20 protein-coding genes are annotated in these 25855 nt (G+C 40.4%); 12 read left to right on the top strand and 8 right to left on the bottom strand.

Annotation, left to right across the window (positions count from 1 at the left end; genetic code table 11):
- Positions 1-6: 6 nt before the first annotated feature.
- The gene (locus L0B70_RS04055; protein WP_235143022.1) at positions 7-2352 is read right to left on the bottom strand and encodes a BamA/TamA family outer membrane protein; all 2346 of its coding nucleotides are present in this window, start codon (positions 2350-2352) and stop codon (positions 7-9) included.
- Positions 2352-7394, bottom strand: coding sequence for a translocation/assembly module TamB domain-containing protein (locus tag L0B70_RS04050; protein WP_235143021.1), 5043 nt, complete (start codon positions 7392-7394; stop codon positions 2352-2354). Before L0B70_RS04050 ends, L0B70_RS04055 begins: the two co-directional genes overlap by 1 nt.
- 147 nt (positions 7395-7541) lie before the next feature.
- Here L0B70_RS04050 and L0B70_RS04045 point away from each other — a divergent pair, with 147 nt between their 5' ends.
- From L0B70_RS04045 to L0B70_RS04035, 3 genes are read left to right on the top strand one after another with little or no spacing between them, the layout of a single operon-like run.
- The gene (locus L0B70_RS04045) at positions 7542-7952 is read left to right on the top strand and encodes a type II 3-dehydroquinate dehydratase (protein WP_235143020.1); all 411 of its coding nucleotides are present in this window, start codon (positions 7542-7544) and stop codon (positions 7950-7952) included.
- A gap of 5 nt (positions 7953-7957) precedes the next feature.
- A complete protein-coding gene (locus L0B70_RS04040; RefSeq protein ID WP_235143019.1) occupies positions 7958-9328 on the top strand; it encodes an alpha-amylase family glycosyl hydrolase in 1371 nt (456 codons plus the stop codon).
- A 30-nt stretch (positions 9329-9358) separates the two neighbouring features.
- The gene (locus tag L0B70_RS04035; protein ID WP_235143018.1) at positions 9359-9841 is read left to right on the top strand and encodes a hypothetical protein; all 483 of its coding nucleotides are present in this window, start codon (positions 9359-9361) and stop codon (positions 9839-9841) included.
- 1 nt (position 9842) lies between these two features.
- On the opposite strand, the gene L0B70_RS04030 is transcribed toward L0B70_RS04035, so the two are convergent.
- Together L0B70_RS04030 and L0B70_RS04025 are read right to left on the bottom strand one after the other, a co-directional pair.
- Positions 9843-11675 (bottom strand): monovalent cation:proton antiporter-2 (CPA2) family protein, encoded by a 1833-nt coding sequence (locus L0B70_RS04030; RefSeq protein WP_235143550.1) that lies wholly within the window; start codon positions 11673-11675, stop codon positions 9843-9845.
- A complete protein-coding gene (locus L0B70_RS04025; RefSeq protein WP_235143017.1) occupies positions 11675-12196 on the bottom strand; it encodes an NAD(P)H-dependent oxidoreductase in 522 nt (173 codons plus the stop codon). Before L0B70_RS04025 ends, L0B70_RS04030 begins: the two co-directional genes overlap by 1 nt.
- A gap of 81 nt (positions 12197-12277) precedes the next feature.
- On the opposite strand from L0B70_RS04025, the gene L0B70_RS04020 reads away from it, so the two are divergent.
- The gene (locus tag L0B70_RS04020) at positions 12278-13429 is read left to right on the top strand and encodes a hypothetical protein (RefSeq protein WP_235143016.1); all 1152 of its coding nucleotides are present in this window, start codon (positions 12278-12280) and stop codon (positions 13427-13429) included.
- Positions 13430-13432: 3 nt separating this feature from the next.
- Here L0B70_RS04020 and recJ read toward each other — a convergent pair whose 3' ends face one another.
- On the bottom strand, positions 13433-15142 hold the full coding sequence (recJ, locus tag L0B70_RS04015) for a single-stranded-DNA-specific exonuclease RecJ (RefSeq protein WP_235143015.1): 1710 nt from the start codon (positions 15140-15142) through the stop codon (positions 13433-13435).
- A 293-nt stretch (positions 15143-15435) separates the two neighbouring features.
- On the opposite strand from recJ, the gene L0B70_RS04010 reads away from it, so the two are divergent.
- Both L0B70_RS04010 and L0B70_RS04005 read left to right on the top strand, forming a co-directional pair.
- Positions 15436-16146 carry a ferritin-like domain-containing protein gene (locus L0B70_RS04010; protein WP_235143014.1) on the top strand — a complete coding sequence of 237 codons (711 nt, stop codon included), beginning with the start codon at positions 15436-15438 and terminating at the stop codon, positions 16144-16146.
- A 26-nt stretch (positions 16147-16172) separates the two neighbouring features.
- Positions 16173-16988: a ferritin-like domain-containing protein gene (locus L0B70_RS04005; protein ID WP_235143013.1), complete on the top strand. Its 816-nt coding sequence runs from the start codon at positions 16173-16175 to the stop codon at positions 16986-16988.
- 126 nt (positions 16989-17114) lie between these two features.
- On the opposite strand, the gene L0B70_RS04000 is transcribed toward L0B70_RS04005, so the two are convergent.
- Positions 17115-18737, bottom strand: coding sequence for an ABC-F family ATP-binding cassette domain-containing protein (locus L0B70_RS04000; protein WP_235143012.1), 1623 nt, complete (start codon positions 18735-18737; stop codon positions 17115-17117).
- A gap of 167 nt (positions 18738-18904) precedes the next feature.
- Between L0B70_RS04000 and smpB the strand changes: the two genes are divergently transcribed.
- The 3 genes from smpB (at position 18905) to L0B70_RS03985 (ending at position 21734) form a co-directional block, all read left to right on the top strand.
- A complete protein-coding gene (gene smpB, locus L0B70_RS03995; RefSeq protein WP_235143011.1) occupies positions 18905-19363 on the top strand; it encodes an SsrA-binding protein SmpB in 459 nt (152 codons plus the stop codon).
- Between the two features lie 77 nt (positions 19364-19440).
- Complete coding sequence (locus L0B70_RS03990) at positions 19441-20901, top strand: OmpA family protein (protein WP_235143010.1); 1461 nt, start codon at positions 19441-19443, stop codon at positions 20899-20901.
- A 92-nt stretch (positions 20902-20993) separates the two neighbouring features.
- Entirely contained in the window at positions 20994-21734 is a 741-nt protein-coding gene (locus L0B70_RS03985) for a YebC/PmpR family DNA-binding transcriptional regulator (protein ID WP_235143009.1), read from the top strand.
- A gap of 245 nt (positions 21735-21979) precedes the next feature.
- Here L0B70_RS03985 and L0B70_RS03980 read toward each other — a convergent pair whose 3' ends face one another.
- Together L0B70_RS03980 and L0B70_RS03975 are read right to left on the bottom strand one after the other, a co-directional pair.
- Positions 21980-22270 (bottom strand): GNAT family N-acetyltransferase, encoded by a 291-nt coding sequence (locus L0B70_RS03980; protein WP_235143008.1) that lies wholly within the window; start codon positions 22268-22270, stop codon positions 21980-21982.
- 82 nt (positions 22271-22352) lie between these two features.
- Positions 22353-23105: an RDD family protein gene (locus tag L0B70_RS03975; protein WP_235143007.1), complete on the bottom strand. Its 753-nt coding sequence runs from the start codon at positions 23103-23105 to the stop codon at positions 22353-22355.
- Positions 23106-23126: 21 nt separating this feature from the next.
- Between L0B70_RS03975 and L0B70_RS03970 the strand changes: the two genes are divergently transcribed.
- Genes L0B70_RS03970 through L0B70_RS03960 form a run of 3 tightly spaced genes read left to right on the top strand, consistent with a single transcriptional unit; the run spans position 23127 to position 25822 of the window.
- The gene (locus tag L0B70_RS03970) at positions 23127-24101 is read left to right on the top strand and encodes a stage II sporulation protein M (protein ID WP_235143006.1); all 975 of its coding nucleotides are present in this window, start codon (positions 23127-23129) and stop codon (positions 24099-24101) included.
- Complete coding sequence (locus L0B70_RS03965) at positions 24085-25050, top strand: DUF4013 domain-containing protein (protein ID WP_235143005.1); 966 nt, start codon at positions 24085-24087, stop codon at positions 25048-25050. The genes L0B70_RS03970 and L0B70_RS03965 overlap by 17 nt, the downstream gene beginning before the upstream one ends.
- Positions 25040-25822, top strand: a complete 783-nt coding sequence (locus L0B70_RS03960; protein WP_235143004.1) for a DUF4129 domain-containing protein — start codon at positions 25040-25042, stop codon at positions 25820-25822. The genes L0B70_RS03965 and L0B70_RS03960 overlap by 11 nt, the downstream gene beginning before the upstream one ends.
- Positions 25823-25855 lie beyond the last annotated feature (33 nt).

Here is a 25855-nt window from a genome sequence, read left to right as displayed (position 1 = left end):
TAAGTTTTAGAATGGATAACCAATAGCGATGTTCAAAATAAGATTGTCTTTTCTCCACGCGCCGCTGCCAAAATCGATGCGGTCAAAAGTCCAGCGGTCGCCCTCTTCGTAATACGGAATCCGAAGCGGCATTGCCAAATCAAGTCTCAGTATGAGGATCGAAAAATCCAAACGAAGGCCAACTCCTGCACCTACGGCGAGTTCCTTCGCAAAATCTTTGGAGAATTTTCCGCCCGGTTTGTCCGGATCTTCGTTAATGAGCCAAACATTACCGGCATCCGCGAAGATAGCGGCATTTAAAAATTTGTAAATATTTGCGCGATATTCAGCGTTGAATTCAATTTTAACGTCTCCGGACTGATCGTAAAAGAAGGTTGCCTGTTCATTTCGCGGATCATAGCTTCCCGGGCCCAAAGTTCTGGCGCGGAAAGCACGAATGCTGTTGCTTCCACCCACATAAAACTGCTTAACATACGGCATCGTCACAGAGTTTCCATAAGGATAACCCAAGCCAAAGATGGCGCGCGTTGCGATAGAACTTTTGGTGCCCACCTTTCGGTAATATCTAAAATCGTGTTCCATTTTCGCATACTGGCTGAACGGAATTCCAAATAAAGTCTTGCGGTTGTCGGCTTTCGCATCGGCACCGCTAACCAAACCGGTGATGGTTCCGGCCAAATCGACACTTCCTTTATAATAGATGGTGTTTTTTTTCGGCAGCATCGTGTTCGTGTAGGTGTAACTGTATGTGGGCCCGAAAATTAATTGTTTGTCCACCACGCGCTGTAAAGAAGGGTTTGGCTGGATGCCGTTTGCGATATCACCATCAATTTGTTGCCGGTACTTTTCAGTCACCTTTTGGGGTGCGACTACCGTAACATCCAAAACCTTTAAATCGTGCTCTTTCCGCTCGTTTTCTTTCCACAAATACCCGAAGGACGACGTAAAGTTGTGTAAAGTATAAAGTTCTGTGCGGCTCAAGTATTCATAACCAATATTAAAATTTGTTCTCGGCACAAAAGCGCTGGAAGAACGAAAGCGGAACGGCGCGACAATTCTCGGAATCGAAAGTTGTGCATTGGCCCCAAACCGGATAATATTATTGGCATCTTTTGGCCCGCCCACCTGAACGTCGAAAGCTCCGTAAATGGCAGCTTTCAGCTGTTCTGCGCCGCGGAAAAAGTTGCGGTGCGTCCAGTTTAAATTAACTTCACCACCCGTGTAATTTGCAGAATTTGTTTTTCCTAAAGTTTCTAACCGTAAAGATTGAAAAGGCCGCGGTGTTAAAAGATAATACGCGTCAAATTGGTGATTGAGTGAGTCTGAAACCACAAACTCATTTTTTACAAATTTAAAAACGCCCAGACTGATCAGTCGGTTCAGAGATAAATTATGATCGGTTCGGTTGTAAAGGTCGCCCTGCTCAAAATATAAAGCGCGGTCGAAGATTTTTGGCTTGAATTTATTTTCCGGATCGATGATGTAAAGGTTGTTGTAAATCTTTAAAGAATCGGTTTTGTAGGGGATTTCGTATTTACCCAATTTAGAATCAGCAATGTTGTAATCTGCAAAAACAATGGTTTTGTCGATGGTAAACTGTTCTTTGGAGAGCGCGGGGGTATTGTTTTTCAGTTTCACAAAAAGTTCCACTTTCGGTTCTTTCATTACGGTGGAATCTGCCTGAACGATAATATTATCTGCGCTGAAATAGTAAAACCCGCGGTTTTTTAAATGTTCGTCAATGCGGTCGCGTTCCGCTTTTATCACATCCAAATCAAAAGGATTGCCGGCTTTCAAAAAGGTTTTGTCCTTAATTGCCTGTATTTCCGAATTCACCACAGTAGAGTCTGCCGGGAAATTAACCTGACTGATGAGGTATCTGGCGCCCGGCCGCAGGGTGTACAAAACGCTTGCTTTTTTGTTTTTCGAGATCGTGTCCGATGATGCTTTTGCGTTAAAAAAGCCTTTGTTTTCAGAATAATTAACGATGATCTTTTTATTGAATTCGCGGTCCACATCACCTAACAAAACAGGTTTTTCCCCAATTTTGTACTTCAGCCAATAACCAATTCCTTTTTGTTTTTTGGGCTCTTTTGTAATATTATAAATGTAAAGGCGAGGTCTTAATCCTAAAAAAGAAGAGTTCGGCTTTGGCCGCAACTGATCCTGAAGCGCTTCTTTCAAATTTGATTTCTCTTTTTTCTTCAGCGTATCGTTTTTAATTTCGATTTTTGCGCCGGTGTAAAGCATTTGACCTTCCTGCAAAAATTTCGTGTTGCTGCACGAAGAAATCAGCACCACAAAAGAAAGTGCTGCGACTATTTTGTAATAGGGGGTATTCAGTTTCTGCATTATTTTGAGGACGTGTTTTGTTTTCTAAATTCTTTGTTCTTTCTGGACCTTTCGAATATTTCGCGGAATTTATCGTAATCCAAAGTGATGATAAATCCAACACCTGTCTCGATAATCTGCCCCTGCAAAGCGACCTGGTAATCGTTTTTACGGTAAGCGCGCAACATGTACCGGCCATCTTTAGACAAGCTGTAATCTAACGTGATGTCGCCGGCGATATTCGTGGTCTGCTCATTTTTACGCGCATCGCCTTCAATGGCAAAACTGTTTCCAACGGTTACTTTCAAGCGGTCGTCGAAGAGGTTTTTGCTCAAGCCAACATTTAAATCGGTTTTTTCGTTTTTGTTTCCGGTCGAATAGTCTTCCGTAGATTCCAGATCGAAGTTCAGTTCAACGCCACCGATGAGATCTTTCGCCAAATTATTCAGCTGTTCCGATAAAATTCGGCTGACACTTTGTTTCGCCAGTGTAGATGCCGATAAGCCGGTTTCGCTTTGGAAAGGATTTTCCCCAACAAAGCGGTTAAGGAGCAACAGGGCAAAAACCTGTTTGTTCATTTCGGATTCTTCACGACGTAACTGGTCGAGTTTTTCGGTGGTAAGATCGATTACTTCCGACGAAACCGAATTGTTTTCTTTAGAAGTCGTAATGTCGAAAGTAATAACGGGTTTCATGAGTTCTCCTTTCATAATCAATAAAGTATTGAACGGAATTCTCTGCTTATATTGATTGAGCGCGGCTCCGGTAACACCGGTTAACTGCTGTTGTACCAAATCGAGCGGGGCGGCATCGGTTTTGTAGATGGCCGTAAGATCTAAGGTCGCGGCCGTTGGTTCGCCCGTCCAGGTGATGGTGCTGCCCTTTTCGATCTCGAATTTTCTTTTCAGTAAACTTACCGACATTTCGTAACCGCCTTTTTCTACTTCATAAACGCCGACCAATGTTGTTTTTCCGGAGGGATCAACGCCGCCCGTGAGTTGTGCTTCACCCTGAAGTTCTACAAAATCGCCATTCGCCTTATCAATAATTAAAGAAATTTTGGCTTCTTTATTCACTTCAATATTCACGTTGACATCCATTCCTTTAATGTCACTTTGATTCGTCAGAGAGTCTGCTTTAATGGTTTGCTGCAGGGCAATCTGATCCTGATCAATGAATTCTACAATGCCGTCGCGGTCCTCCAGGGAGGGCGAAGACTGCGGCAGGACGAAAGTGAAATCAGTTTTATCGGTAACGGCTAAGTTTCCGTCTACTTTCGGCAAATCGAGGTCGCCACGAATCTGCAGGGCGGCATCGATCGCCAGAACGCCGTACATAATATTGTCGTTATTTTTTTCAGAATCTACCACTTTAAAGTTTTCTGCGTTCACATCCAAATTGAAAGCAAAATCCTGATATGTTTTTGTAAGAACGGCGCCGTCGATAACGATGGCGTTGCCGGATTCATCTTTTATTTTAAAATCGTTGAAATCGATACCACGGTTTGTAAATCTAATTTCGTCGTTAATGTTTTTAAATTTACTGCCCAGCTGCGCAATTCCTAAGCCGACCTCGTTAAATTTAACGCCGCCTAAAACACTGGGTGCTTTTGCATTGCCGCCAATCTTTAAATTTCCGGAGAGATAACCTTCCGCGTTTTCGATAGCGTTCATGGAGAAACCCTGAAGCGTCTGCATTTGAAGCCGGTTCATATCCAGGTTCATATTCAGCGCACTGGAAGTGGTATTGTAAGTTCCGGCCAGTTTTACATCGTTGTTGAAGCCGGAAAGTGCAATGTCTGCCCGAATAAGCTTGGTGGTTTGGTTGTTCACTTTAACATCAAGATTTCCCACGGGACTTCCATAAACAAACAGATCAGTAACATCAACATCAGAGGTAAAGGTCATGTTGTTTTTTAGATCCCGCAGCTGCGCGGTTCCATTGATGGTTCCTTTGGCCAGTAAAGAATCTTTTTTAACCAGTTCTGTAATGGTTTCTATCTGGAAATTTTTAATGGAAATATTCAGCGGACTGTTCGGTACGTTGGATTCCGACTGAACCAGGATCTCACTTCCGGCATTCGAAATTCCAAAATTATTGGCTAAAATTCCGCCGCTGCTCAGCTGGATAAAATTGTCCGGAGTTACCTGCCAATTGGTGTAATTCAATTTCAAACCATCCGGATTCAGACTTATTTTCGTAAGATCGCCGAGTTTTTGTGCATTGCCCGCGATCAAAAATTTGGTCTCGTCTTTTTCGTCTTTCGTGGAGGCATTGTAGGTAATCACATTATTTTTAACATCACCATTCAAACCAACTTTCATTAACGCGATGCTCTCATTTTTAAATTCTGCCAGTTGTACGTCGTAGACCAGGGCGTCATTCAAATTATTAATGGTTAAGGTGCCGCCGCTGATTTTATTCGCACCATAGGTAACCTGCGGAATCTGGCCGTTAACTTCTAACCTGCGTGAGTCTGCGTCGTAACTTCCGGCTAAGGTGATGGGTTCAAACTCCGTTAGTTCCGGGACAAATCTCCGCAGCAGATTATCATCTTTCACCTTTGCATTAAACGTAAAAAATTGATTTGGATCTACTTTCGCCGTTTTTGTGCCGGCTTTTTGAAACTGATAATATTGATTAACCGTTTGCTGTAACGACCCGAAAATTTGGGTCAGTTTATATTTCCCGCTTAAATCCACATCTGCGATTTGGGATTGCAACGTAATTCGGTTGCTGTCCGCTGTCGAAAGAGCGGTGAGATAAACTTCCTGCAAGGGGAAAACATCTTTCGTATCTGAGATCGCAAAGTTGTCTAACCGCAGATAACCATTCGGCGCATCCGGATTTAAGCTGGAGAAATCCGCATCGATATCGCCGGCCAAAATCATTTGATCTGTATAAAAACCAAGTTTATTTAGATCTAATTTATTGATGCGTCCTTTAACTTTGATCGTGGGATTTTTTTCGGTAAAACTTCCCGAGGCAAGTAGTTTTAAATTCGCATTCGGATCTTTAGAATCTAGATTAATCACATAAGCACCGCGATTAACTTTACCGTTCAAAGCCATATTTCGGTACACGTAGCCATTGTAATACACGGCGGCGATATTGCCGTTGATGATTGCGTTTGCTTTTTCAGGATGGAAACTGGTGCCTTTAACCGCAATTTGTCCTGTAATGGAGCCCAGATCTTTATTTTGAATGATTTGTCCGATCTGAAGATTCTGTAGATTGGCCAAAATATCATAACGTTCTGCGTCTTTTCGTTTCATATCAACAGACGCGCGAACTGCGGCGTTACCTAAAGTTGAAGTGAGATTTAGATTTGCATTCACAATTTCCGTGGTTCCTTTCGCCGTTCCTGCTATCTTAAAATAAGAAGGAAGCGCAATGTTACTGGGAATCGTATTTTTCGGAACCAAATTAAAAATCGTTTTTGCCGAAGAAGATAATTCGCCAATCTTCAGATCGTAATATAAATTTTTCGGATCCATTGCGTTTTTGATCTTTCCGGAAGCGTTTACTTTCAGGCGGTCCAGTCCGGAAAGTTGCAGCGTCTGGATGTTCAGATCGTTGATGGTTCCTTTTAATCTGGTATTAACGTTTAAGATCGCGTTTGGATATTTATTAAAGGGCGCCGTATTTCTTAACGTTGGCACCAACATCAAAATATCAGCAAAACCTACTTTGGAATTTTCAATATTGGCGGAAATTTTTACCGCGCCGGGATTTGCAGAAAGCTGTTCGACGGAGTTATAATTCAACACCACTTCATCACGCAGTACCGTTTTTGGCGTCTGTAGGTAGAGATCTTTCAAATAAGCCTGTTGATCTTCGTACACAAAATCTGTTTGGAATTTTTGTATATCCAAACCGCGCTGTTCTTTAATTTGCGCGGAATTTACCGTCCCGGCAAAAGTGCCGTTTTTCATCTGGAAGTTGCGCACCTCAAGATTCATTTTGGAAAAATTTAAATGGTTAAAATCCATTCCGCTTCTCGTACGTGCGATGGCTGTATTGTCGTAAACAACTTTCACATCATCCAAAGTCATTTTTTTCAGCAGAAGCGCCAAAGATTCGTCCGGGCTGGAAGTTGCCGGATTTTCAGCTTTTTTTGGATTGGCATTCTGGGCGGGTAAAAAGAGTTTTGCATTAATATCGGCGCCTTTCAGATAAAGCTGATCGATGCCGAAATTGCTTTTTTTCAGATCGAGTTGGTTAATCTTTGTGCTGAGCTCCTTGAAAATAACTTTCGCAAAAGTTTTCGTGTTTTCATCGCCATAATCGATGTTGAAATTGGTAAGTTTAATTTTATTTAAACCCAGTTTCATCGGTTTTTGTTGGTTCAAAGAATCTACTTTTTCTTCTACTTTATCCGAAACTTCCTCCAAAAGATCCTGCTTTAATTTCAGGCGGAGACCATCCATATTAATGTCGTTGGCCGCGTAGGAATTATTTTGAAGATCAAAAGTTTTTACGCGCGTGTCGAAAGATTTAAAATAAAGATTAATGTCATTTCGGGATTGCTGGTCGATAAAAGAAATCCCAATGTCCTTTAAATTAATTTTATCCAAAGAAATAATAAAAGGTTTGGAAGGCGTTTCCTCTTCATCTTTGGTTGCAAATGCATCGATAATGTAGTCGAAATTAAAAGTGCCATTTTGGTTACGAACGACGTTTGCTTTCACGCCCTGCAGATCAACGGAGGTAATGTCGGCGGTGTTTTTCAGAAGTTTCGGGATGTTTAATCCTACATCCAGTTTACGCGCAAATAAAAGTGTATCTACTTTTTGGCCCTTTAAATAGAGGTTTTCCATAACCAGACTGTTCGGAAAATCGATATAAACCCGCTCTAAAGAAACCTCGGTGTGGATTTTTTCCTGCAGATAGTTAACAAGTTTTCCCTTGGCAAAGTTTTGAACTGCAGGTATTTGCAGACTGAAAACCAAGATAACCAAAAGCAGTAGCACCGAACCCAGAAAAATCCCGAGGTATTTTAAAATCCGTTTGTAAATATTCACGTGGTAGAAATAACAATTGTTGTAAATACAAAAATACATTTTTATACCATAAATGACGGTAATTTTGTATATTTTATATGACGTGCCCGCACAACAGCCGTTTTTAGATATTCATAATTAAGACCTCTTGCATAAAAAGCCGACTTTTGTTTTTCTTAAACCACTTATATTTGTAAAAATTTAAGCATGAAAATTTTAATCCTGAACGGTCCCAACCTCAATCTGCTGGGCCAGCGCGAACCTGAAATATATGGCAGTCTTACTATGGAAGATTTTCTTGAGACATTAAAAAATGATTTTCCCGCGCACGAAATTTTGTTCTATCAGTCCAATATTGAAGGCGAGATCATCAACCGGTTGCAGGTTAACGATTTTGAGGCTTTGATTCTTAATGCAGGGGCATTCACGCACTATTCCTACGCTATTGCAGATTGTCTGAAAAATATCGGGAAGCCGAAGATTGAAGTTCATATCAGCAACATTTATAAAAGAGAAGACTTTCGCCAGAAATCGGTGACCGCGGCTTACACAGACGGGATTTTAAGCGGTTTCGGCCTGGAAGGTTACCGCCTCGCCATTTTAAGTTTAAATAAATAAAAGGCATGAAAAACTGGTTTTTAATTTTAGTGTTGAGTGTTTTGGGAACGACGACCGCTAAAAGCCAAACCACAGATTCCCAGTATCAACCCAAAGAGTATGTAGAAATCACGCATCCGGAATGGAGCAAAAATGCGACAATCTACGAAGTGAATCTTCGGCAGTATACGCAGGAAGGAACATTTGCGGCCTTCGAAAAGCATCTGCCGCGTCTGAAAAAAATGGGGGTCGATATCATCTGGCTCATGCCGATTCATCCGATTGGGGAGAAAAACAGAAAAGGAAGTTTAGGCAGTTATTATTCTGTGAAAGACTTTAAAGCCATCAATCCGGAGTTTGGAACCATGACAGATTTTCAGCATTTGGTGGATCAAATTCATTCCATGGGGATGTATGTGATTATCGATTGGGTTGGAAATCATTCTGCCTGGGATAACCCGCTGGCAACCGAACATCCCGAGTGGTACACCAAAACAAGAGCCGGAAATTATCAGCCCACACCGTGGTATGATTGGGATGATGTCATCGATTTCGATTACGACCAGCCGGATTTTAGAAAATACATGACCGAGGCCCTGAAATTTTGGCTGAAAGAAGCAAATATAGACGGATACAGAGCCGATGTCGCAGGTTTTATTCCTGTAGATTTTTGGGAAAATGCCAGAAAAGAACTCGATGAAATAAAACCGGTTTTCATGCTGGCGGAATGGGAGAGTCGGGATCTGTTTAAAAAATCCTTCGACATGACGTACTCCTGGAGTTTGTGGGAGCAGCTGCGGATTGCTGTCAACCAGCAGAAATTGCCGGGGTTAGTGGAGTATCTTTCGCACGACGTCAATTCAGTTCCGCGGAATGCTTACCGCATGACTTTTACCGATAATCACGATAAAAATTCCTGGGAAGGAAATCCTTACCTCAACTTCGGCGAGGGCTTGAAAACGGCAATCGTGATGACCGGTGTTGTGAATGGAATGATGCTTTGCTACAGTGGACAGGAAGCCGGATTAAACAGAAGCTTAAAATTTTTCGAGAAAGATCCTATTGACTGGAAATACAATGAAAACGAAGTGTTATTCAACAAGCTGTTCCACTTGAAACACAAAAATCAGGCTTTGTGGAACGGGAAATATGGCGGTGAAATGATTCGCGTCGTCAATGATCAGCAGGATAAGATCATTTCTTTTCATCGCGAAAAAAATACCGATGCGGTTTTGCCAATTCTCAATTTTTCTAAGGAAACAGTTAAAGTAAATCTCGATACCAAGTATTTTCGGGGTAAATACAAAGAACTTTTTACAGGGAAATTATTTAATCTGAAAGACAAAACATCCCTCGAAATGGCGCCGTGGTCGTACCTCGTCCTGGTGAAGGAATGATTCTTGTTGCTCCTAAATTTAAAATAAATTATGAAAAAACTCCTTATATTAATGGTTTTCGCCGCTACGGTGTCCTGTAAAAAAGACAAGGGAACCATCACCAATCGAGAGGTTATCGATTCCGCGGCTTCAACGTTAGACAGTATTCAAATTCCAACTTTTCAGGATCCGGAGGTGGATGGTCCCTTTAAAATTATCCCACAAAACATTACCTCCAAGAAAGGCAGAGCGGTTTTTACGCAAAATGGCAAGGTTCTATTTTATTTTGATCAAAACTCAAATGAAGGTGTGATTACGATTGGCGACAAGTCCTATGCTTTGGACCGGTTCGAATTTACCGAAAACAACTATAAGATTTCTGGGGACGGAGTGGTAATCGATGCCGCAAATGGTGATTTTCAGGATGGATCGGGAGACTGCATTGCCGGGAGTTTTGCGCAGATCAAAGTCATTTTGAATGGTCAAACGCTGAATTTAGGCAATATCGAAGTTCAGGATTGCCCAAATTACTAAATTAAAACCCTTCATTTTCGTTCCATTGCGATTCATCGAAAGAGTGACTGTCCTGCGCCAAAAGTTCGGCTTCCCGTTCCAGATATTCCTTCATTGTAAAAGTGGTTTTGGTATCGCTGTTTTCGGTGGCTAATTTACGCGTTACCGCTTTATCAATGAGCATAAAGCGTTGCCCCAGTCTTCGGGCTGCATAAGACCGCATGCCTGTGGCGGTTAAAATATCAACGGCCATGTTGACGGCAGTTCCCAAAGTTTCGCGGTAAATATTATCAACGCCGTTATTGATAAAATCGTAGGCATCGATACGGTTCTTCGCGCGCACAAATATTTTCAGTTGCGGAAATTTTTCCTGCGCATATTCCACCACGAATTTATTTTTCTCGGGGCTGTCCAGGCAAAGGATCAGCAGATCCGCAGTTTCAGCGCCGGCAGAGCGTAAAATCCCGGGTTTCGCAGCGTCGCCGAAATAAACTTTAAAGCCATTGGATCGTAACAGATTCACGCGTTCGGGATCATTGTCCAAAACCGTCGCTTTAATGCCGTTCACCCGCAGCAATCTTCCGACGGTGCTTCCAAAATGACCGAAACCAACGATAATTATTTTCTGCTGTTTAACGGGTTCTGTAATTTCGTCGTCGTCGTTTTGGGGTTTGTGCCAGCGCGGTTCGATGAATTTATCGTTGATGATTAACAAAATGGGAGTCACACACATGGTAATCGCTGTAATAGCCAGTAACTGCGCGTTAAGCTTGGGATCCAGCAAATATAGATTTGTTGAATAATTAATCAGCACAAAGGCAAATTCACCAATTTGGGACAGCGCAAAGGCGACCATAAAGTTTTGATCTATCTTTAATTTGAAAAATTTTCCCACCCCAAAAAGAACTCCGAATTTTACTGCGAGAACAACCACCGTGGTGGTGAAGATAAACATGGGATCTTCCATGATCACAAAAAAGTTGATGGTTGCCCCAACGCTCACAAAAAATACAGCCAGCAGTAATCCCTTGAAAGGATCGATCTGGCTTTCCAGTTCGTGCCGAAATTCACTTGTGGCCAACATAACTCCCGCAATAAAAGCGCCCAAAGCGGGACTTAAACCCACGGCATCCATAAGTTCAGATACGCCGATAACAAGAAAAAGTGAGGAGGCGGTTAATAATTCGTTCATCCCGGACCGCGAAACATAGCGTAAAAAGGGCACAAATATATAACGTCCCAGAAATATCAGAAGAAGCACGCCCAAAATAATGGAGAACGGCTGCAGCCAATCCGGCAGATACTGCAAAAGGATCATTTTCTCCTGATCTTTCGGTCGCGATGCGATAACGGGTAACAAAGCCAGGATCGGGATCACCGAAATATCCTGAAAAAGCAGGATAGAAAAAGATGATTCCCCAGCTTCTGTTCGGAAAATATTTTTTTCTTTCAGCGTTTGGAGCACAATGGCCGTGGAAGAAAGCGCAAAACACAATGCCGCCACCAACGCCTGATCGGGTCGCCATTTTGCCACGTAAAAAATGCTGAAAAGGATCACCACGGTGAGCAGCATTTGGCTTAAACCCATCCCAAAAATTTTCTTTCGGATTTTCCAGAATTTTTTCGGTTCAATCTCCAGTCCGATCAAAAATAACAACATAATTACCCCAAACTCCGTGGTATGCATAATGTCGTCGGAATCGTGCCCCGTCAGTTTCAAAACAAAAGGTCCAATGATGATGCCCCCTAAAATAAAACCAATTACCGAACTCAGGCCCAACTTCCGGACGAGCGGCACCATAATGATGGCTGCACCCAAAAAAATAAGCGCGGTCATTGCAAGTGAATTTTCCATCATGGTTTTTGTAAGGTTTTTTGAATTTGGGCCGAAACTTCCTGAAGTTCTTCTTTTTCTAAATCGTCGGCATCATATACTGTAATAAAATCGATGACTTTGATGTTGTTCACGCGTAAAGAGAGCGTTAGAGATTTTAATAATTCTGAAATCTTTGTTTGATATAAGCCGTTTTCGGTGTAGTTTTCTTCCTTTCCGCCCACGGTTACAATAATTACGGCATCTTTGTTTTGTAGTGGATGATTCACGTTCGCCGTCCAGGTCATATCGAAAACCTCGTCGATCCACAATTTAAGCAGCGGCGGAATACTGAACCAGATGAGCGGAAAGTGAAAAACCAATCTTTCATACTGGCGGATTCTTTTCCGTTCCCGAAACGCAGGAATATGAAAATCCGGATATTCTTCGTATAAATCTTTAAAGTGCAAGTTTTCAATTCCCTCATAAATCTTTACCAATTCCAGGTTTGCCGTAGAATATTCGAAGTAAGGATGCGCAAAAATTACAAGGGTTTTTTTCAAAGTCATCAATTTCCCTAAAAATAATAAAAAAAACTAAAGACTCCAACTTTCTCAAAATAAAATAATCCTTATTTTTGAGACATGAAGGCAGTAAAAGTCGTTTCCGACGAACATCATCACCAATTTCTTAATTTTCCCGCCCAGATTTTTAAAAATGATCCGAATTATATCCGTCCGCTCGACAAAGATATTGAAGGGGTTTTCGACGATAAAAAAAATAAGTTCTTTAGATTCGGAGAATGTGAACGCTTTCTTTTCTTGAATGATAAAGGCGAAATGGTGGGCAAAATTGCCGTCTTCATCAATAAAAAATACCGCCAAAAGCAGCCAACGGGTGGAATTGGTTTTTTTGACTGCATCGACGATCAGCCAACTGCCAATTTTATTTTTGATTTTGCCAAATCGAAACTGCAGGAAAAAGGAATGGAGGCGATGGACGGTCCTATCAACTTCGGGGAACGCGATCAGTTCTGGGGTCTTTTGATCGAGGGTTTTTCGGAGCCTTTGTACGCTATGAATTACAATTTGCCCTATTATAAATCGCTTTTTGAAAACTACGGCTTCGAAATTTATTTCAATCAATTGTGTTTTGGCCGAAAAATTCACGATCCGGTAGCGGAAAGTTTTAGGGCGATGCACGCGCGCATCGCGAAGAACAAAGACATTTCGGCTCGGCGAATGAAGGCAAAACAGCTGGAAAAATATGCCGATGATTTTACCGAAGTGTATAATAAAGCCTGGGCCACCCATGGAGAAGGAAAACAGATTACAAACGCGCAGACGCTAAAGCTTTTTACGACCCTAAAACCCGTGATCAATGACCATATTTCGTGGTTCGTTTACGAAAATGAAAAGCCGATTGCCATGTGGATGAACATTCCCGATTTGAATCAATGGTTTAAATACCTGAACGGAAAATTTGGGTGGTGGCAAAAATTGAAATTTCTGTGGGTAAAGAAATTCACGAGAAATAAAAAGATGGTGGGCCTTGTTTTCGGCATTATTCCGGAGTGGCAAAGAAAAGGAATCGACGGCTTTATGATCTGGGAAGGCACAAAACATTTCAGCAAAGCCACTCATTTTGAAGATTACGAAATGCAGTGGATTGGCGATTTTAACCCGAAAATGATAAATATCGCCGAAAGTTTAGAAACAGAAGTGACGCGAAAGCTGGCCACCTACCGCTATCTTTTTGACCGCTCGAAAAAGTTTGAAAGACAACCGTTGTTATAGTTTTTAATTAAACTTGACGTCGCGGATGTTTAAAAAGTAAGTCACATTTCCTTTCCAGTGATTTTCTTCGGCGGTAAAAGCGATGTCGAAAGTTTTTTCCCGAAACTGATCGGAGTATTTGCCAAGTTTAAAGCCGACGCACTCAATATTTCGTCCGCTGGACTCCTGTTTGATGAAGAATTTTAAATGATTGCTGTCTTTACCCATCGTTTTTACGTACCCAGAAACCTTTTGATTTTTTAGAACTAAAACGGGTTTCATATTGTTCGGACCAAAGGGCGAAAGTTTGCGGTGAAAGTTGAAAAAATCTTTATTTAAATCATCCAGTTCCACTACGGAATCGATGGTTACGCTTGGTTCTTTTTGATGTTCCTGAATTTTCGCCGCTACCACACTTTCAAATTTATCTTTAAAAAGATCGAATTTATCTTTATCCATCGAAAGTCCGGCTGCAGCAGGGTGGCCGCCAAATTTTAAAAAAAGATCAGAACAGTTTTCCAGCGCATCATGTACATCGAAATCGGCGATTGAGCGCGCCGATGCTACCATTTCGCCGTTATTTCCGTCCGCAAAAACAATCGTGGGTTTGTAGAAGGTTTCGGTAAGGCGCGAGGCTACAATTCCGATCACTCCTTTGTTCCAGCCGGCGCCATATACAACGGTGGAGTAATTATTGAGCTGGCCGGTTGTTTCTACCTGTAACAGTGCTTCAACGGTGCTGCTCGTATCCATTTCCCGGCGCGAATCGTTCAACGTTATAATGTCGTTTACAATTTGATGCGCCTGTTTCAGATTGTCGGAAACCATTAATTCTACGGCAGCTTTACCATGCGAAATTCTGCCGGCAGCGTTAATTTTTGGCGCAATTTCAAAAACAATGTTGGAGATTTCGAAGGTGGCCAATTTATCTTCCGGGATCAACATTCTTAAGCCAAGGTTTCGGGATTTCCGCAGAACTTTGAGGCCCTGTTTGGCCAAAACTCTGTTTTCACCCGTCATCGAAACAATATCTGCGGCGATGGAGATGGCCAAAAGATCGGTCAGTTCAAAAAGTTCGGCTTCGGGAATTTTATAAATCGTATTTAATCCCTGGCAGAGCTTAAAGCCCACGCCACAACCCGAAAGTTCTTTAAAGGGATAGCGGCAGTCTACTCTCTTAGGATCTAAAACCGCTATTGCGGCAGGAATTTTTTCGCCGGGTAAATGGTGGTCACAAATGATAAAGTCTACGTTCAAGTTTTTCGCATATTCCACTTTATCGATCGCTTTGATGCCGCAGTCGAGGGCTATAATCAGGGAAAAACCATATTCTTTCGCAAAATCGATGCCTTCATTTGAAATGCCATATCCCTCAATATTCCGGTCGGGTATATAGTAGGTTAGGTATTTTTTATCTACAATTTTGCTGAGGTAAAGGTACATTAATGCGACGGCGGTAGTTCCGTCCACATCATAATCTCCATAAACCATTATTTTCTCCCCATTCTCAATTGCAGTGGCAATACGGTCGACCGCAAGCTGCATGTCTTTCATGAGAAACGGGTTATGGATGTCGTTGAGGTTCGGCTTGAAGAATTCGCGGGCCTTCTGATAATTATCAATGCCACGCATGACGAGGATTTTGGATTCGAATGTTCCAAAGCCTAGTGAAGAACTAAGTCCATCCACAATATCTTCATTGGGTTCGGGTTTGTAAATCCATTTTTGATTCATAATCTCACAAAAATAGAGAATTTATTTTGATTTTTTTGAACCGCTTTGGGATGGAATAATCGTTATGGTGAAGTGTAATAAAATAATTCTAATAAATAAATTCACTTCTCTTGGAAAATATCGTTTCGTTAACGAGTTTGAGTTTCTATTTGCTTTTATGTTTATTTGTTAAGATTTAAACAGCGGGAATACAACGAATTAAAGAATATTTTACATTTTGTATAAAAAAACAAATCTAAACCGATAATCTTCTCGTAATTAAGAGAAGAACCAAAAATTATAAAATATTTATTATGGAAAAACAAATTCACGTATCGAACAAAGGAGCAACTTTGGATACAAGCAGAAGGAATTTTCTAAAGTTAGGCGGTGTAGGTCTGGTAGTAGCAGGTCTTACGTTAGCTGGCTGTAGAGATGACGATTATCAGTATGTAGATCAGGACGGCATTTTCGATCTTGGCACCGGAGATGTAGGAATTCTCAATTATGCCTATGCTTTGGAACAGTTAGAAGCCGACTTTTATACGAAAGTAGTCAACAATTTTTATGGTGGGATTTCTTCTGTGGAGAAGCAGGTATTTACAGATATTTATAACCACGAGGTTATTCACAGAGACTTTTTCCAGGCTGCAATAACTGCTGCGGGTGCCATGCCCACTCCAAAGTTAGAATTTAAGTACGATGGCGTGGATTTTAATAGCAGAGCGTCGATTCTGGCAACTTCCAAAGCGCTGGAAGATACCGGTGTAGCTGCCTATAACGGTGCAGGAAAATATATTAAAAATTTAGATTACCTCGTAATTGCAGGTAAAATTGTAAGTGTAGAGGCGAGACATGCGTCAGCCATTCGAGATCTTATTAATCCTCGATCTATGGATTTTTCTGGTGATGATGTTATCGACGTGAACGGTCTGGACGTAGCGAAAGAACCAAAAGATATCGTCGCTGGTGCAGGTGTATTTTTCAAAACTCCATTTACCTGGAAAGAGCAGGGAATAGGATAAACTTATTAATTTTTAAAATATTTATTATGAATTTACTTACGATATTAGATAAACTTTCGGATGACAAGTTTTTTTCGACCGAAACATCACGTTTAGGAAGTCTCTCTCAGATTTCAAATTTTGGAAAAAAGGCTGCTCTTGCCGGCATCCCGCTTGGCTTGGGATCATTGATGGCAACTTCTGCAAAAGCAGAAACTACACAAAGTTCGGGTTCCGCTTTTGCCCCGGCGTCTGCATTAACTGATGCTTTGCAGTTAGCCTTGACTTTAGAATATCTCGAAGACGAGTATTACAGAGAAGGAGTGGCCAAACCAGGATTAATTCCAAGTGGTGACCGTGCCGTTTTTATGCAGATCAGTAAACACGAAACTGCTCACGTCGCTTTTTTGAAAGCAACATTGACTTCTTTAGGAACTACACCAGGCTCAAAGCCGAATTTCGACTTTACAGCAGGTGGAAATTTCCAACCCTTTGACGATTACGAAACTTTTATGACTCTTGCACAGGCTTTTGAAGATACCGGCGTACGGGCCTATAAAGGTCAGGCTGGGAACGTAGCATCAAACAAACCGGTTCTGCAGGCGGCTTTACAAATTCATTCTGTAGAAGCCAGACATGCCTCTCAGGTGAGAAGAATGCGTATGAACAAAGGCTGGATTGAGTTAAATAATGGCGGCAACATGCCTGCAGCAACCGACGCGGTGTACGCTGGTGAAGAAAACGTTCTGCAAGCTGGTTTCAATACCTCGAGATTATTTGGCGCAGCTGCCGGATCAGCTTCATTTGATGAGACAATAACTGGAGATCAGGCAGCAATGATCGCAGGTTTGTTTATCAGTTAATACAATCTTTATATTTTTTTTCCGCCCTTTCAGGATATTTTCTGAAAGGGTTTTTTCATGGCGGAAAAGAGCAAAACAAAACCGCTCAATTTTAGGAGCGGTCTTGTTTTATGGATGAAGGATTTCTTAAGAATACATTTGCACCTGAAGTTCTTTGACTTTTTTGTCCTCCAGATATTCGTCATACGTCATCTGTCTGTCGATAATTCCTTTCGGAGTTAGTTCGATTACTCTGTTACAAACTGTTTCCAACATTTCGTGGTCATGAGATGCGAGTAAAAGTGTTCCTTTAAAGTTGGTTAAAGAATTGTTTAAAGTAGTAATACTTTCCAAATCCAGGTGGTTCGTCGGCTCATCCAGTAAAAGAACATTGGCACGCTGCAACATCATTCGGGAAAACATACAACGCATCTTTTCTCCTCCGGAAAGTACTGTACAAGATTTTAATGCTTCATCGCCGGAGAACAACATTTTGCCCAGGAAACCGCGAATAAACTCTTCATGACGTTCTTCATCATTTTTGGTGAACTGGCGCAGCCAGTCAACCAAGCTGATATCTTCCTGAAAGAAAGGATTATTGTCCAACGGCATGTAAGACTGGTTGGTGGTAATTCCCCAACTAAAACTGCCTGCATCGGGTTCTGTGTTTCCGCCTAATATCTCAAAAAACTCCGTAATTGCCAAACTGTTTTTTGAAAGTACAGCTACTTTATCGCTCTTTTTCAGATTCAAATCGATATTGGAAAAGAGCAGTTCGCCGTCCTTAACTTTCTTCAACCCCTTAATTTCGAGGATCTGATCACCCGCTTCCCGTTCTGTATCAAAAATAATAGCAGGGTAACGTCTGGAAGAAGGTTTAATGTCGTCGATATTTAATTTGTCGATCATTTTTTTTCGTGCTGTTGCCTGTTTGGCTTTTGCAACGTTGGAAGAAAATCTGGCAATAAAGTCCTGAAGTTCTTTTTTCTTGTCTTCTGCTTTTTTGTTGGCCTGTTGTCTTTGTCGGGTTGCCAGTTGTGAGGCCTGGTACCAGAAAGAGTAGTTTCCGGTATAAAGGTTTAATTTGGCGTAATCCAAATCGGCAATGTTGGTACAAACCGTGTCTAAAAAGTGGCGGTCATGCGAAACCACAATTACCGTATTTTCATAGGTTGACAGGAAATCTTCTAACCAGGCAATCGTTTCGATGTCCAGATCATTCGTAGGCTCATCGAGGATCAAAACGTCTGGATTTCCGAATAAAGCCTGCGCCAGGAGAACTTTTACTTTATTTTGATTTTCGAGTTCACCCATCATCTGATAATGCATTTCATCTTTCACTCCTACATTGGAAAGCATCGTCATCGCATCAGATTCCGAATTCCAGCCACCCATTTCGTCGTAGACGACGCCGAGTTCGCCCGCTTTTATACCGTCCGCATCAGAAAAATCTTCTTTTGCGTAGAGGGCATCCATTTGTTCTTTAATCTCGAAGAGTTTTTTATCACCTCTTAAAACGGTTTCTAAGACGGTAAAATTATCGTACGCAAAGTGATCCTGTTCTAAAACCGACATTCTTTTGCCCGGTTCTAAAGATACCGTTCCGGTGGTTGGATCTTGCTGGCCTGTAAGTATTTTAAGAAAAGTGGATTTCCCGGCACCGTTTGCGCCAATAATTCCATAGCAGTTTCCTTTTGTAAACATAATATTTACATCGTCGAAAAGTATTCTTTTTCCGAACTGCAAAGATAAATTAGATACTGTTAACATATAGTTTTGTAGATTTGGCGCAAAATTACGAAAAGAAATTGGGTTTATAGTTTTGTATTAATTCTCGTTTTATTAAAAACGAGGGGGAGGTAGTTTAGTTTTAAGATAAAATTTAGTTAAAGCTATAAAATTTTAACATATCTTTAATAAGTGTAAATAAGAAGAACATGAAGATTGAAAAATCCGTAAATATTTTTAATAAAAGGGCTCGTTTTGAATATGAGCTATCTGACGAAATCGAGGCAGGAATGGTGCTTACCGGCACTGAAATCAAATCTTTGAGATCATCAAAAGCGAGCATTACGGAGGCGTTTTGCCAATTTATCGATGGCGAACTTTACATTATAAACATGATGATCGATGAGTACAAATTAGGTACCTTCTATAACCATAAGGCAAAAAGGGAACGGAAGTTGCTCCTGCACAAACGGGAACTTCAAAAATTTGAAAAGAAATTAAAAGACGTTGGAAATACGATTGTTCCTTTAAAATTATATATTACAGATCGTGGCAAAGCCAAGGTTCTTATCGCTTTAGGAAAGGGTAAAAAGCTGTTCGACAAGCGTGAAAGTATAAAAACAAGAGAAAACAAACGAAATTTGGATAGAATATTAAAGAAAAGTTAAAAAAAGACTCAAAATCTTTGTTTATAAAGAAAAATTATATTTATTTTGCATTATCAATTATTTAATCATTTAATTCTATGAAAAATCTAAAATTAGGAATTTCAGCATTGGCACTTACTATTGCCTCTACTGTTTTCGCTCAGACTACCAATAATCCGTGGTTAATCGGTGTTGGTGCTCACGGAGTAAATCATGCTGCGGCTGGAGGAGATGTGGGGAATGTATTCTCTACTGCTTTCGGTGGTGGAGACGGTGGTGAGTTGTACAGTATCAACAACTTCACAATTACACCTCCACTTTCAAAGCTAACTGTTGCAAGAAACTTAAGTAAGTATCTAGTTCTTGACTGGCAAACTTCCGTGGGGAATGTTGACAATAAGAGAATAGGAATGGGGAAAGAATTTTTCCTAATGACTGGTTTAGGTCTACAATTTAAATTCAACGGACTTTGGGACGAAGAGTCTTGGTTTGATCCATATTTAAGAGTTGGTGGAAATTACATGAGACATGATTATTCGGGTGTAGCTTTCCCTTTAACTGACACTAACGGAAGATATTACTCTGGATTCTCAGGAGAGCCTTTCACTCAAAGAAGAAAAGACCATTTTACAGTTTCTACTGGTTTAGGATCTAACTTCTGGTTAACTAAAAACTTTGGTTTAGGTGTACAAGGTGATTACGTATCTACTCCAGTTGATAAATCAGACATTGCTAACTTTTGGCAAGCTTCTGCTTCCCTATTATTTAGATTCGGTAATACTGACAGAGATAAAGATGGTATCTTAGATAAAGATGATTTATGTCCGGATACTCCAGGTTTAGCAGAATTCCAGGGTTGTCCTGATACTGACGGAGACGGAGTTCCAGATAAAGATGATCAATGTCCAGATGTTGCAGGACCAGTTGAAAACAACGGTTGTCCTTGGCCAGATACAGACGGAGATGGTGTTGTTGACAAAGACGATGCTTGTCCAGATGTTGCAGGTCCAGCGGAAAACAATGGTTGTCCTTGGCCAGATACAGACGGAGACGGAGTATTAGATAAAGATGATGCTTGTCCTACCGTATTCGGATTAGCACAGTATAACGGTTGTCCTAAACCTAAATCTGTAACAGCTACTGAAGTAGAAGGAGAATTGAAAAACATTTATTTCGATTTCGACAGAGCTACAATCAAAGCTGAATCAGGTGCAAGATTAGATGCTGCTGCAACGCTTATCAAAACTGACGGTGGTAACTATTTACTAGAAGGTCAAACTGATAAAAAAGGTGCTGAAGCTTATAACTTAGACCTATCAAGAAGAAGAGCTGCAGCTGTAGTTACTGCTCTTGATTCAAGAGGTGTTGATGCAACATCATTGAAATCAATTGGTGTAGGTGAAGCGAAAGCAGTAGTACCAGAAAATGCTTCTAACGACGAAAGACAACAAGACAGAAAAGTTGTTGTAAGAGCGATCGAAGATGCTGCTGAATGGGCTACTTATAAAAAATCTGACGTAGTTGTTAAAAAAGCAGCTCCGAAGAAAAAAAGAAAATAATTAAATTATTTTTATAAATCTGAAACACCCTCGGTTACGAGGGTGTTTTTTTGTGAACAAATTTGTATTTTTGCCTTCTAAAACAATATAATATGGGACGCGCATTCGAATATAGAAAAGCTTCAAAAATGGCCCGTTGGGATAAGATGGCCAAATCATTCTCGAAAATTGGAAAAGACATTGCATTGGCGGTTAAAGCCGGCGGTCCTGATCCCGATTCTAACCCATCTTTACGCAGATGTATTCAAAATGCCAAAGGCGCGAACATGCCGAAAGATAATGTGGAACGGGCCATCAAGAAGGCGAGTGGCGCAGACGCAGAACAATACGAAGAAATTACCTACGAAGGTTACGGGCAAGGCGGTGTGGCATTTTTTATCGAATGTACTACCAACAATCCTACGAGAACCGTGGCAAACGTTCGGGCAATATTCAATAAGTTTGATGGAAGTTTAGGTAAAAACGGTGAGCTGGCTTTTATTTTCGACCGCAAAGGGATTTTCTCTCTGGATAAATCACTAATTAAAATGGATTGGGACGATTTCGAAATGGAGATGATCGACGGCGGCGCCGAAGAAGTCGAGAGCGATGACGAAGAGGTAATGATCACGACAGCCTTCGAGGATTTCGGAGCGCTCTCTCATAAATTGGAAGAGTTGGGATTGGATGCGAAAAGTTCAGAACTAGAGAGAATTCCCAACAATACGAAGGAAGTGACCGAAGAACAGTTCAAAATCAACATGAAAATGTTGGATCGTTTTGAAGAAGACGATGATGTGCAAAATGTTTATCATAATATGGAGATCACCGACGAACTGATGAATTCCTTATAAAACGAAACAGCACCATTCACATAACATAATATTAAAAAGCTTTGAGTTCAGTCAAAGCTTTTTCCTTATCCGGGTGAAATATTTTCCACCCGAGAATATAACATGGCCTTTAATTCATCAAGTACACGAGAATTATCAAGCTCATAAGTCTTAATCTTCAACTTGCAAGAATACAGGTCGGAATGATTTTTCTGCAAATTTCATATTTTATGCAGGAGCTTTAATTTGGTCTAGGAACCGCCGTTTTAGCGTGTCAGTAAAATATCTTCCACGTCATTCATTCTGTTCATTACAGATCTCGCGTACGAACAGTGGGGGTACACTTTCCAGTTATTGTCCCGGGAGAATTTAATGGCTTCTTCTACTAAATATTTGCCCATTCCGCGACCTTCGAACTTTGGATGAACTAATACGAAGGAAATAATAAGTTTATTGTCGTCGGGGAAAATGGTGTAAGTTAAGCGTCCCACTTCCTCTTCTTCGTTATTTAGGGTAAAAACACCTCCGTTTCCGGATCTGTTATTTTCGTATCTCATTTTAAATTTTTTAGGTATTAAATTTAACCAATAAAAATGAAACCGCAATGTTGCTGCGGATTTTCTCTGTTTACTTCAAACATTACTGGTCTTTCCCAGTATAGAAATTATAATCTTTTATGATTACGCTGATAAACTGCCTTTCCGTCATTTTCGTGGGATCAACCTCCAAATTCAAAATATCCTTTATTTTATTTGAAAGTTTGGAGATGACGGATATGTCATCAATTTTCAGCGCCTTATGAAAGTTTTCTTTGATGATTCTAACGTCGTTATCCGAAAGCGCAATAACCTGTGGAAACCGCGGTATATAATCTTCTTTCAGATGTTCTAAAATAGTGTGTGAAATATTGACTTGATTTTTCAGCGAAATCACCGCCGTTCCGGAGGCAATTCCGCCCAACCGCTGATTGTTTTTCGAAACAATCATACTAATCAGGCCCACAACGCCGGAATTGGAAAATACATCGACCAGCCGAAAAAACCAGCGCATCAGATAATCACCGAAACCCGCCTGAAAGCCATCGATTTTCACCACTTTTATTTTCAACATTCTCTTTCCAAAAGTTTGGCCTTCCATCAAACTTTCTGAGACTAAAGTGTAAATGTGAATTGGAACGGTTAGAATGATATAAACCGCCATCACCGACCAATTATCAAGACCGTGTAATATTGAACCTAAATTCAAAATTCGAAAGAAGAGGAAATAAATTACTAAAATATAAGCGCCTTTTATCAGGAGGTCGATCGCGAATGCGCCAATCCTTTCCCCGATACTGGCAACGCTAAAATTAATATTTACATTTTGGGAAGTATTTATGGCGATCTGCGACATTTTTCATTATTTTAGCTTCCTATGAGAGAGGTGGCATTCATCAAACAAAATAAGGAAAAATGGTTGGGAATCGAGCAGGTAATCGCGGGAAAATTGAAAAAAAATCCAGATGATCTCTCTTCCCTCTACATCAATCTTGTGAATGATTTATCCTTTGTCCAAACCTACTACCCGAAAAGCAAAACCACCATCTACCTGAACAATCTTTCCGCCCTGGTTTTCCAGAAAATTTATAAAACCAGAAGAGTAGAGAAAAACCGGTTCTTTTATTTTTTTAAAACAGAAGTTCCGCTGTTAATTTATCAGTACCGCAGGTATTTGTTTTATGCCTTTGGTTTTTTCATCTTATTCACGCTTATCGGTTTCATGTCTGCGTACTATGATAAAGAATTTGTTAAAATTATCCTGGGCGAGGATTACGTAAATATGACCATTGAGAATATTAAAAAAGGCAACGCAGTTGGTGTTTATCAGCAAGGATCGAATTGGGGAAGTACCATTGCCATTACCTTTAACAATTTAAAAGTGGGTGCCGTTCTTTTTATTTTCGGAATTTTTGGCGGTGTCGGAACTTTATTTGCTCTTTTGCAAAACTGCATCATGCTTGGTTCTTTTCAGTACTTTTTTCACGAGCACGGTGCTTTAAAAGACAGTGCGAAAGGGATTTGGCTACACGGCATTTTCGAAATTTTCAGTATGGTTGTCGAAGCGATGGCGGGTTTAATTCTGGGCGCTTCTATTCTTTTTCCGAAAACCTTTTCACGGTTTAATTCTTTTAAAATAGGATTTAAAGATGCTTTCAAAATATTTCTCAGCACCGTTCCTTTTACCATTTTTGCCGGAATCATCGAAGGCTTTTTTACCAGATACGCACTTACAATGCCTGCAGTTCTAAATGGTTTTATTATTTTTGGAACGCTGTCTCTCATTGGTTTTTACTATTTTATTTACCCTTATTTTATTTCAAAAAGACAAACTTATGATGCAGTTTTATAAGAAGCGTGATTTCGGTGCGTTTATCAGCGATACTTTTCTATTTTTTAAGGAGAACGGCAGAAATTATTTCAAGAATTATCTTTTGATCAATGGATTACTGCTCATTCTTCTGGTCTTTATTTTTGTTTTCGGCTACCGCGAATTATTTTCGCAGATGTTGGGCTCCAACACGGGTGGGCAAAATTATTATTTCGAAGCTTATTTTCAGCAGAACAGTACCATGTTGATTTTGGTTTCAACCATTGCCTTTATCCTGTTTCTAGCAGTAACAATGGTTTCTTACTCCTATCCGATTTTATACATGAAAAGATTGAGCGAAACCGGAAATAAGAATATTAAAGCCGACGAAATCCTATCCGACTTAAAAAATAATACCGTCAGATTTGTTAAATTTTTCTTCGGTTTGGTATTTATTATTGCGCCTTTAGCAATGATTATTTTTGGAATTTCTTTTATGTTGATCGTCCTTTTGATCGGGTTTTTTCTTTTGATTTTATTAGGACCTGCAATGATGAACGTCATTAATTTTTTGATGTTTGATTATTTTCACACGCAAAAAGGCTTTTTCGAATCTTTGAGTTACGCAGTACGAGCACAGTTTTCCTACAAACACGGCCGCGAAAAATCACCTTTTTGGAAATATTGGGGTTCCACCGCGGTCATTTATTTGATGATCCAAATGATCTCCGGCATCTTTACGTTTATTCCCCTGCTTTTGATGATGGGCGGAATGTATACTGTGCCGCAAAATGGCGGTGATGACAATCCTTTTCAGGGAACCATGGGCGTCTTGTTTTTTATCATTTACGGCATCTCAATTTTAGTCTCATTTATAATGATCAATGTGGTGTTTATAAACGCCGGACTGCAATATTACGACAGCAGAACCGACCTTCACAGAAATGTAGACCTGTCCGAAATCGACACGATTGGAACTCATGAAATTTAGAATTTTAATTTTCTTTCTGCAGTTTTCGGTCTTCGGTTCTTCGCAGGAAATTCCGCCGGTGTCGCGCGTTATGGATTCACTCACTTTATCTTCTCCGGGATTACCTGCAGATTCATTGCTTCGCGAAAATCCATTATCTGATAATAGTATTTTCCCGAAAAATTTCGACGAAAATTTTCAATCTAAATACAAAGGATCAGACTTTGATTATACGACCGTAAAACCTAGAGAATCTCTTTGGCAAAGAATTCAAAAGCGCGTTTTCAAATTTATTCAATCTATACTTGGCGACGTAGATCCGACCAAAACCGGAAAATATGCCGAAATGATAATGCGGCTTTTCGCGATTGTAATCACCGGCGGCGTTCTTTATTTTTTGGTGAAATTTCTTTTGAATAAAGATGGCAATTACTTTTTTGGTAAAAAGAATAAAAAAATTACCATTTCCGATCAGGATTTAAATGAAAATATTCATGAAATAAATTTTAACGAAACCATCCAAAATTTCGAACAGAGAAATGAGTATCGTGCAGCAATCCGCTATCAGTTTCTCTTCATTTTAAAGAATTTGGCAGATCAAAAACTGATCGTCTGGAATGCAGAAAAAACGAACAAAGATTATTTAGCGGAATTAAGAAAGGCGACTTTACAAAGCAGTTTTAAAGAACTCATTTATATTTTCGACTATGTTTGGTATGGCGAATTTGAGGTTGACGAAACCGATTACCGTTATTACAAACAAAAATTTCTGAATTTTAAAACAGCGCTTTAAAAAATCCCAAGGAGCAAAAATTGGGGATTAAGA

The organism is Kaistella sp. 97-N-M2 (assembly GCF_021513235.1).
Taxonomy (GTDB): domain Bacteria; phylum Bacteroidota; class Bacteroidia; order Flavobacteriales; family Weeksellaceae; genus Kaistella.
Note: the sequence above shows the minus strand (reverse complement) of the source record. Positions and strands in the feature narration are given on the sequence as shown.

Bases quoted from the DNA above. Each gene is read 5' to 3' on its own strand.
- L0B70_RS04055 (WP_235143022.1), bottom strand. From the start codon at position 2,352: ATGCAGAAACTGAATACCCCCTATTACAAAATAGTCGCAGCACTTTCT.
- L0B70_RS04050 (WP_235143021.1), bottom strand. From the start codon at position 7,394: ATGTATTTTTGTATTTACAACAATTGTTATTTCTACCACGTGAATATT.
- L0B70_RS04045 (WP_235143020.1), top strand. From the start codon at position 7,542: ATGAAAATTTTAATCCTGAACGGTCCCAACCTCAATCTGCTGGGCCAG.
- L0B70_RS04040 (WP_235143019.1), top strand. From the start codon at position 7,958: ATGAAAAACTGGTTTTTAATTTTAGTGTTGAGTGTTTTGGGAACGACG.
- L0B70_RS04035 (WP_235143018.1), top strand. From the start codon at position 9,359: ATGAAAAAACTCCTTATATTAATGGTTTTCGCCGCTACGGTGTCCTGT.
- L0B70_RS04030 (WP_235143550.1), bottom strand. From the start codon at position 11,675: ATGGAAAATTCACTTGCAATGACCGCGCTTATTTTTTTGGGTGCAGCC.
- L0B70_RS04020 (WP_235143016.1), top strand. From the start codon at position 12,278: ATGAAGGCAGTAAAAGTCGTTTCCGACGAACATCATCACCAATTTCTT.
- recJ (WP_235143015.1), bottom strand. From the start codon at position 15,142: ATGAATCAAAAATGGATTTACAAACCCGAACCCAATGAAGATATTGTG.
- L0B70_RS04010 (WP_235143014.1), top strand. From the start codon at position 15,436: ATGGAAAAACAAATTCACGTATCGAACAAAGGAGCAACTTTGGATACA.
- L0B70_RS04005 (WP_235143013.1), top strand. From the start codon at position 16,173: ATGAATTTACTTACGATATTAGATAAACTTTCGGATGACAAGTTTTTT.
- L0B70_RS04000 (WP_235143012.1), bottom strand. From the start codon at position 18,737: ATGTTAACAGTATCTAATTTATCTTTGCAGTTCGGAAAAAGAATACTT.
- smpB (WP_235143011.1), top strand. From the start codon at position 18,905: ATGAAGATTGAAAAATCCGTAAATATTTTTAATAAAAGGGCTCGTTTT.
- L0B70_RS03990 (WP_235143010.1), top strand. From the start codon at position 19,441: ATGAAAAATCTAAAATTAGGAATTTCAGCATTGGCACTTACTATTGCC.
- L0B70_RS03985 (WP_235143009.1), top strand. From the start codon at position 20,994: ATGGGACGCGCATTCGAATATAGAAAAGCTTCAAAAATGGCCCGTTGG.
- L0B70_RS03980 (WP_235143008.1), bottom strand. From the start codon at position 22,270: ATGAGATACGAAAATAACAGATCCGGAAACGGAGGTGTTTTTACCCTA.
- L0B70_RS03975 (WP_235143007.1), bottom strand. From the start codon at position 23,105: ATGTCGCAGATCGCCATAAATACTTCCCAAAATGTAAATATTAATTTT.
- L0B70_RS03970 (WP_235143006.1), top strand. From the start codon at position 23,127: ATGAGAGAGGTGGCATTCATCAAACAAAATAAGGAAAAATGGTTGGGA.
- L0B70_RS03965 (WP_235143005.1), top strand. From the start codon at position 24,085: ATGATGCAGTTTTATAAGAAGCGTGATTTCGGTGCGTTTATCAGCGAT.
- L0B70_RS03960 (WP_235143004.1), top strand. From the start codon at position 25,040: ATGAAATTTAGAATTTTAATTTTCTTTCTGCAGTTTTCGGTCTTCGGT.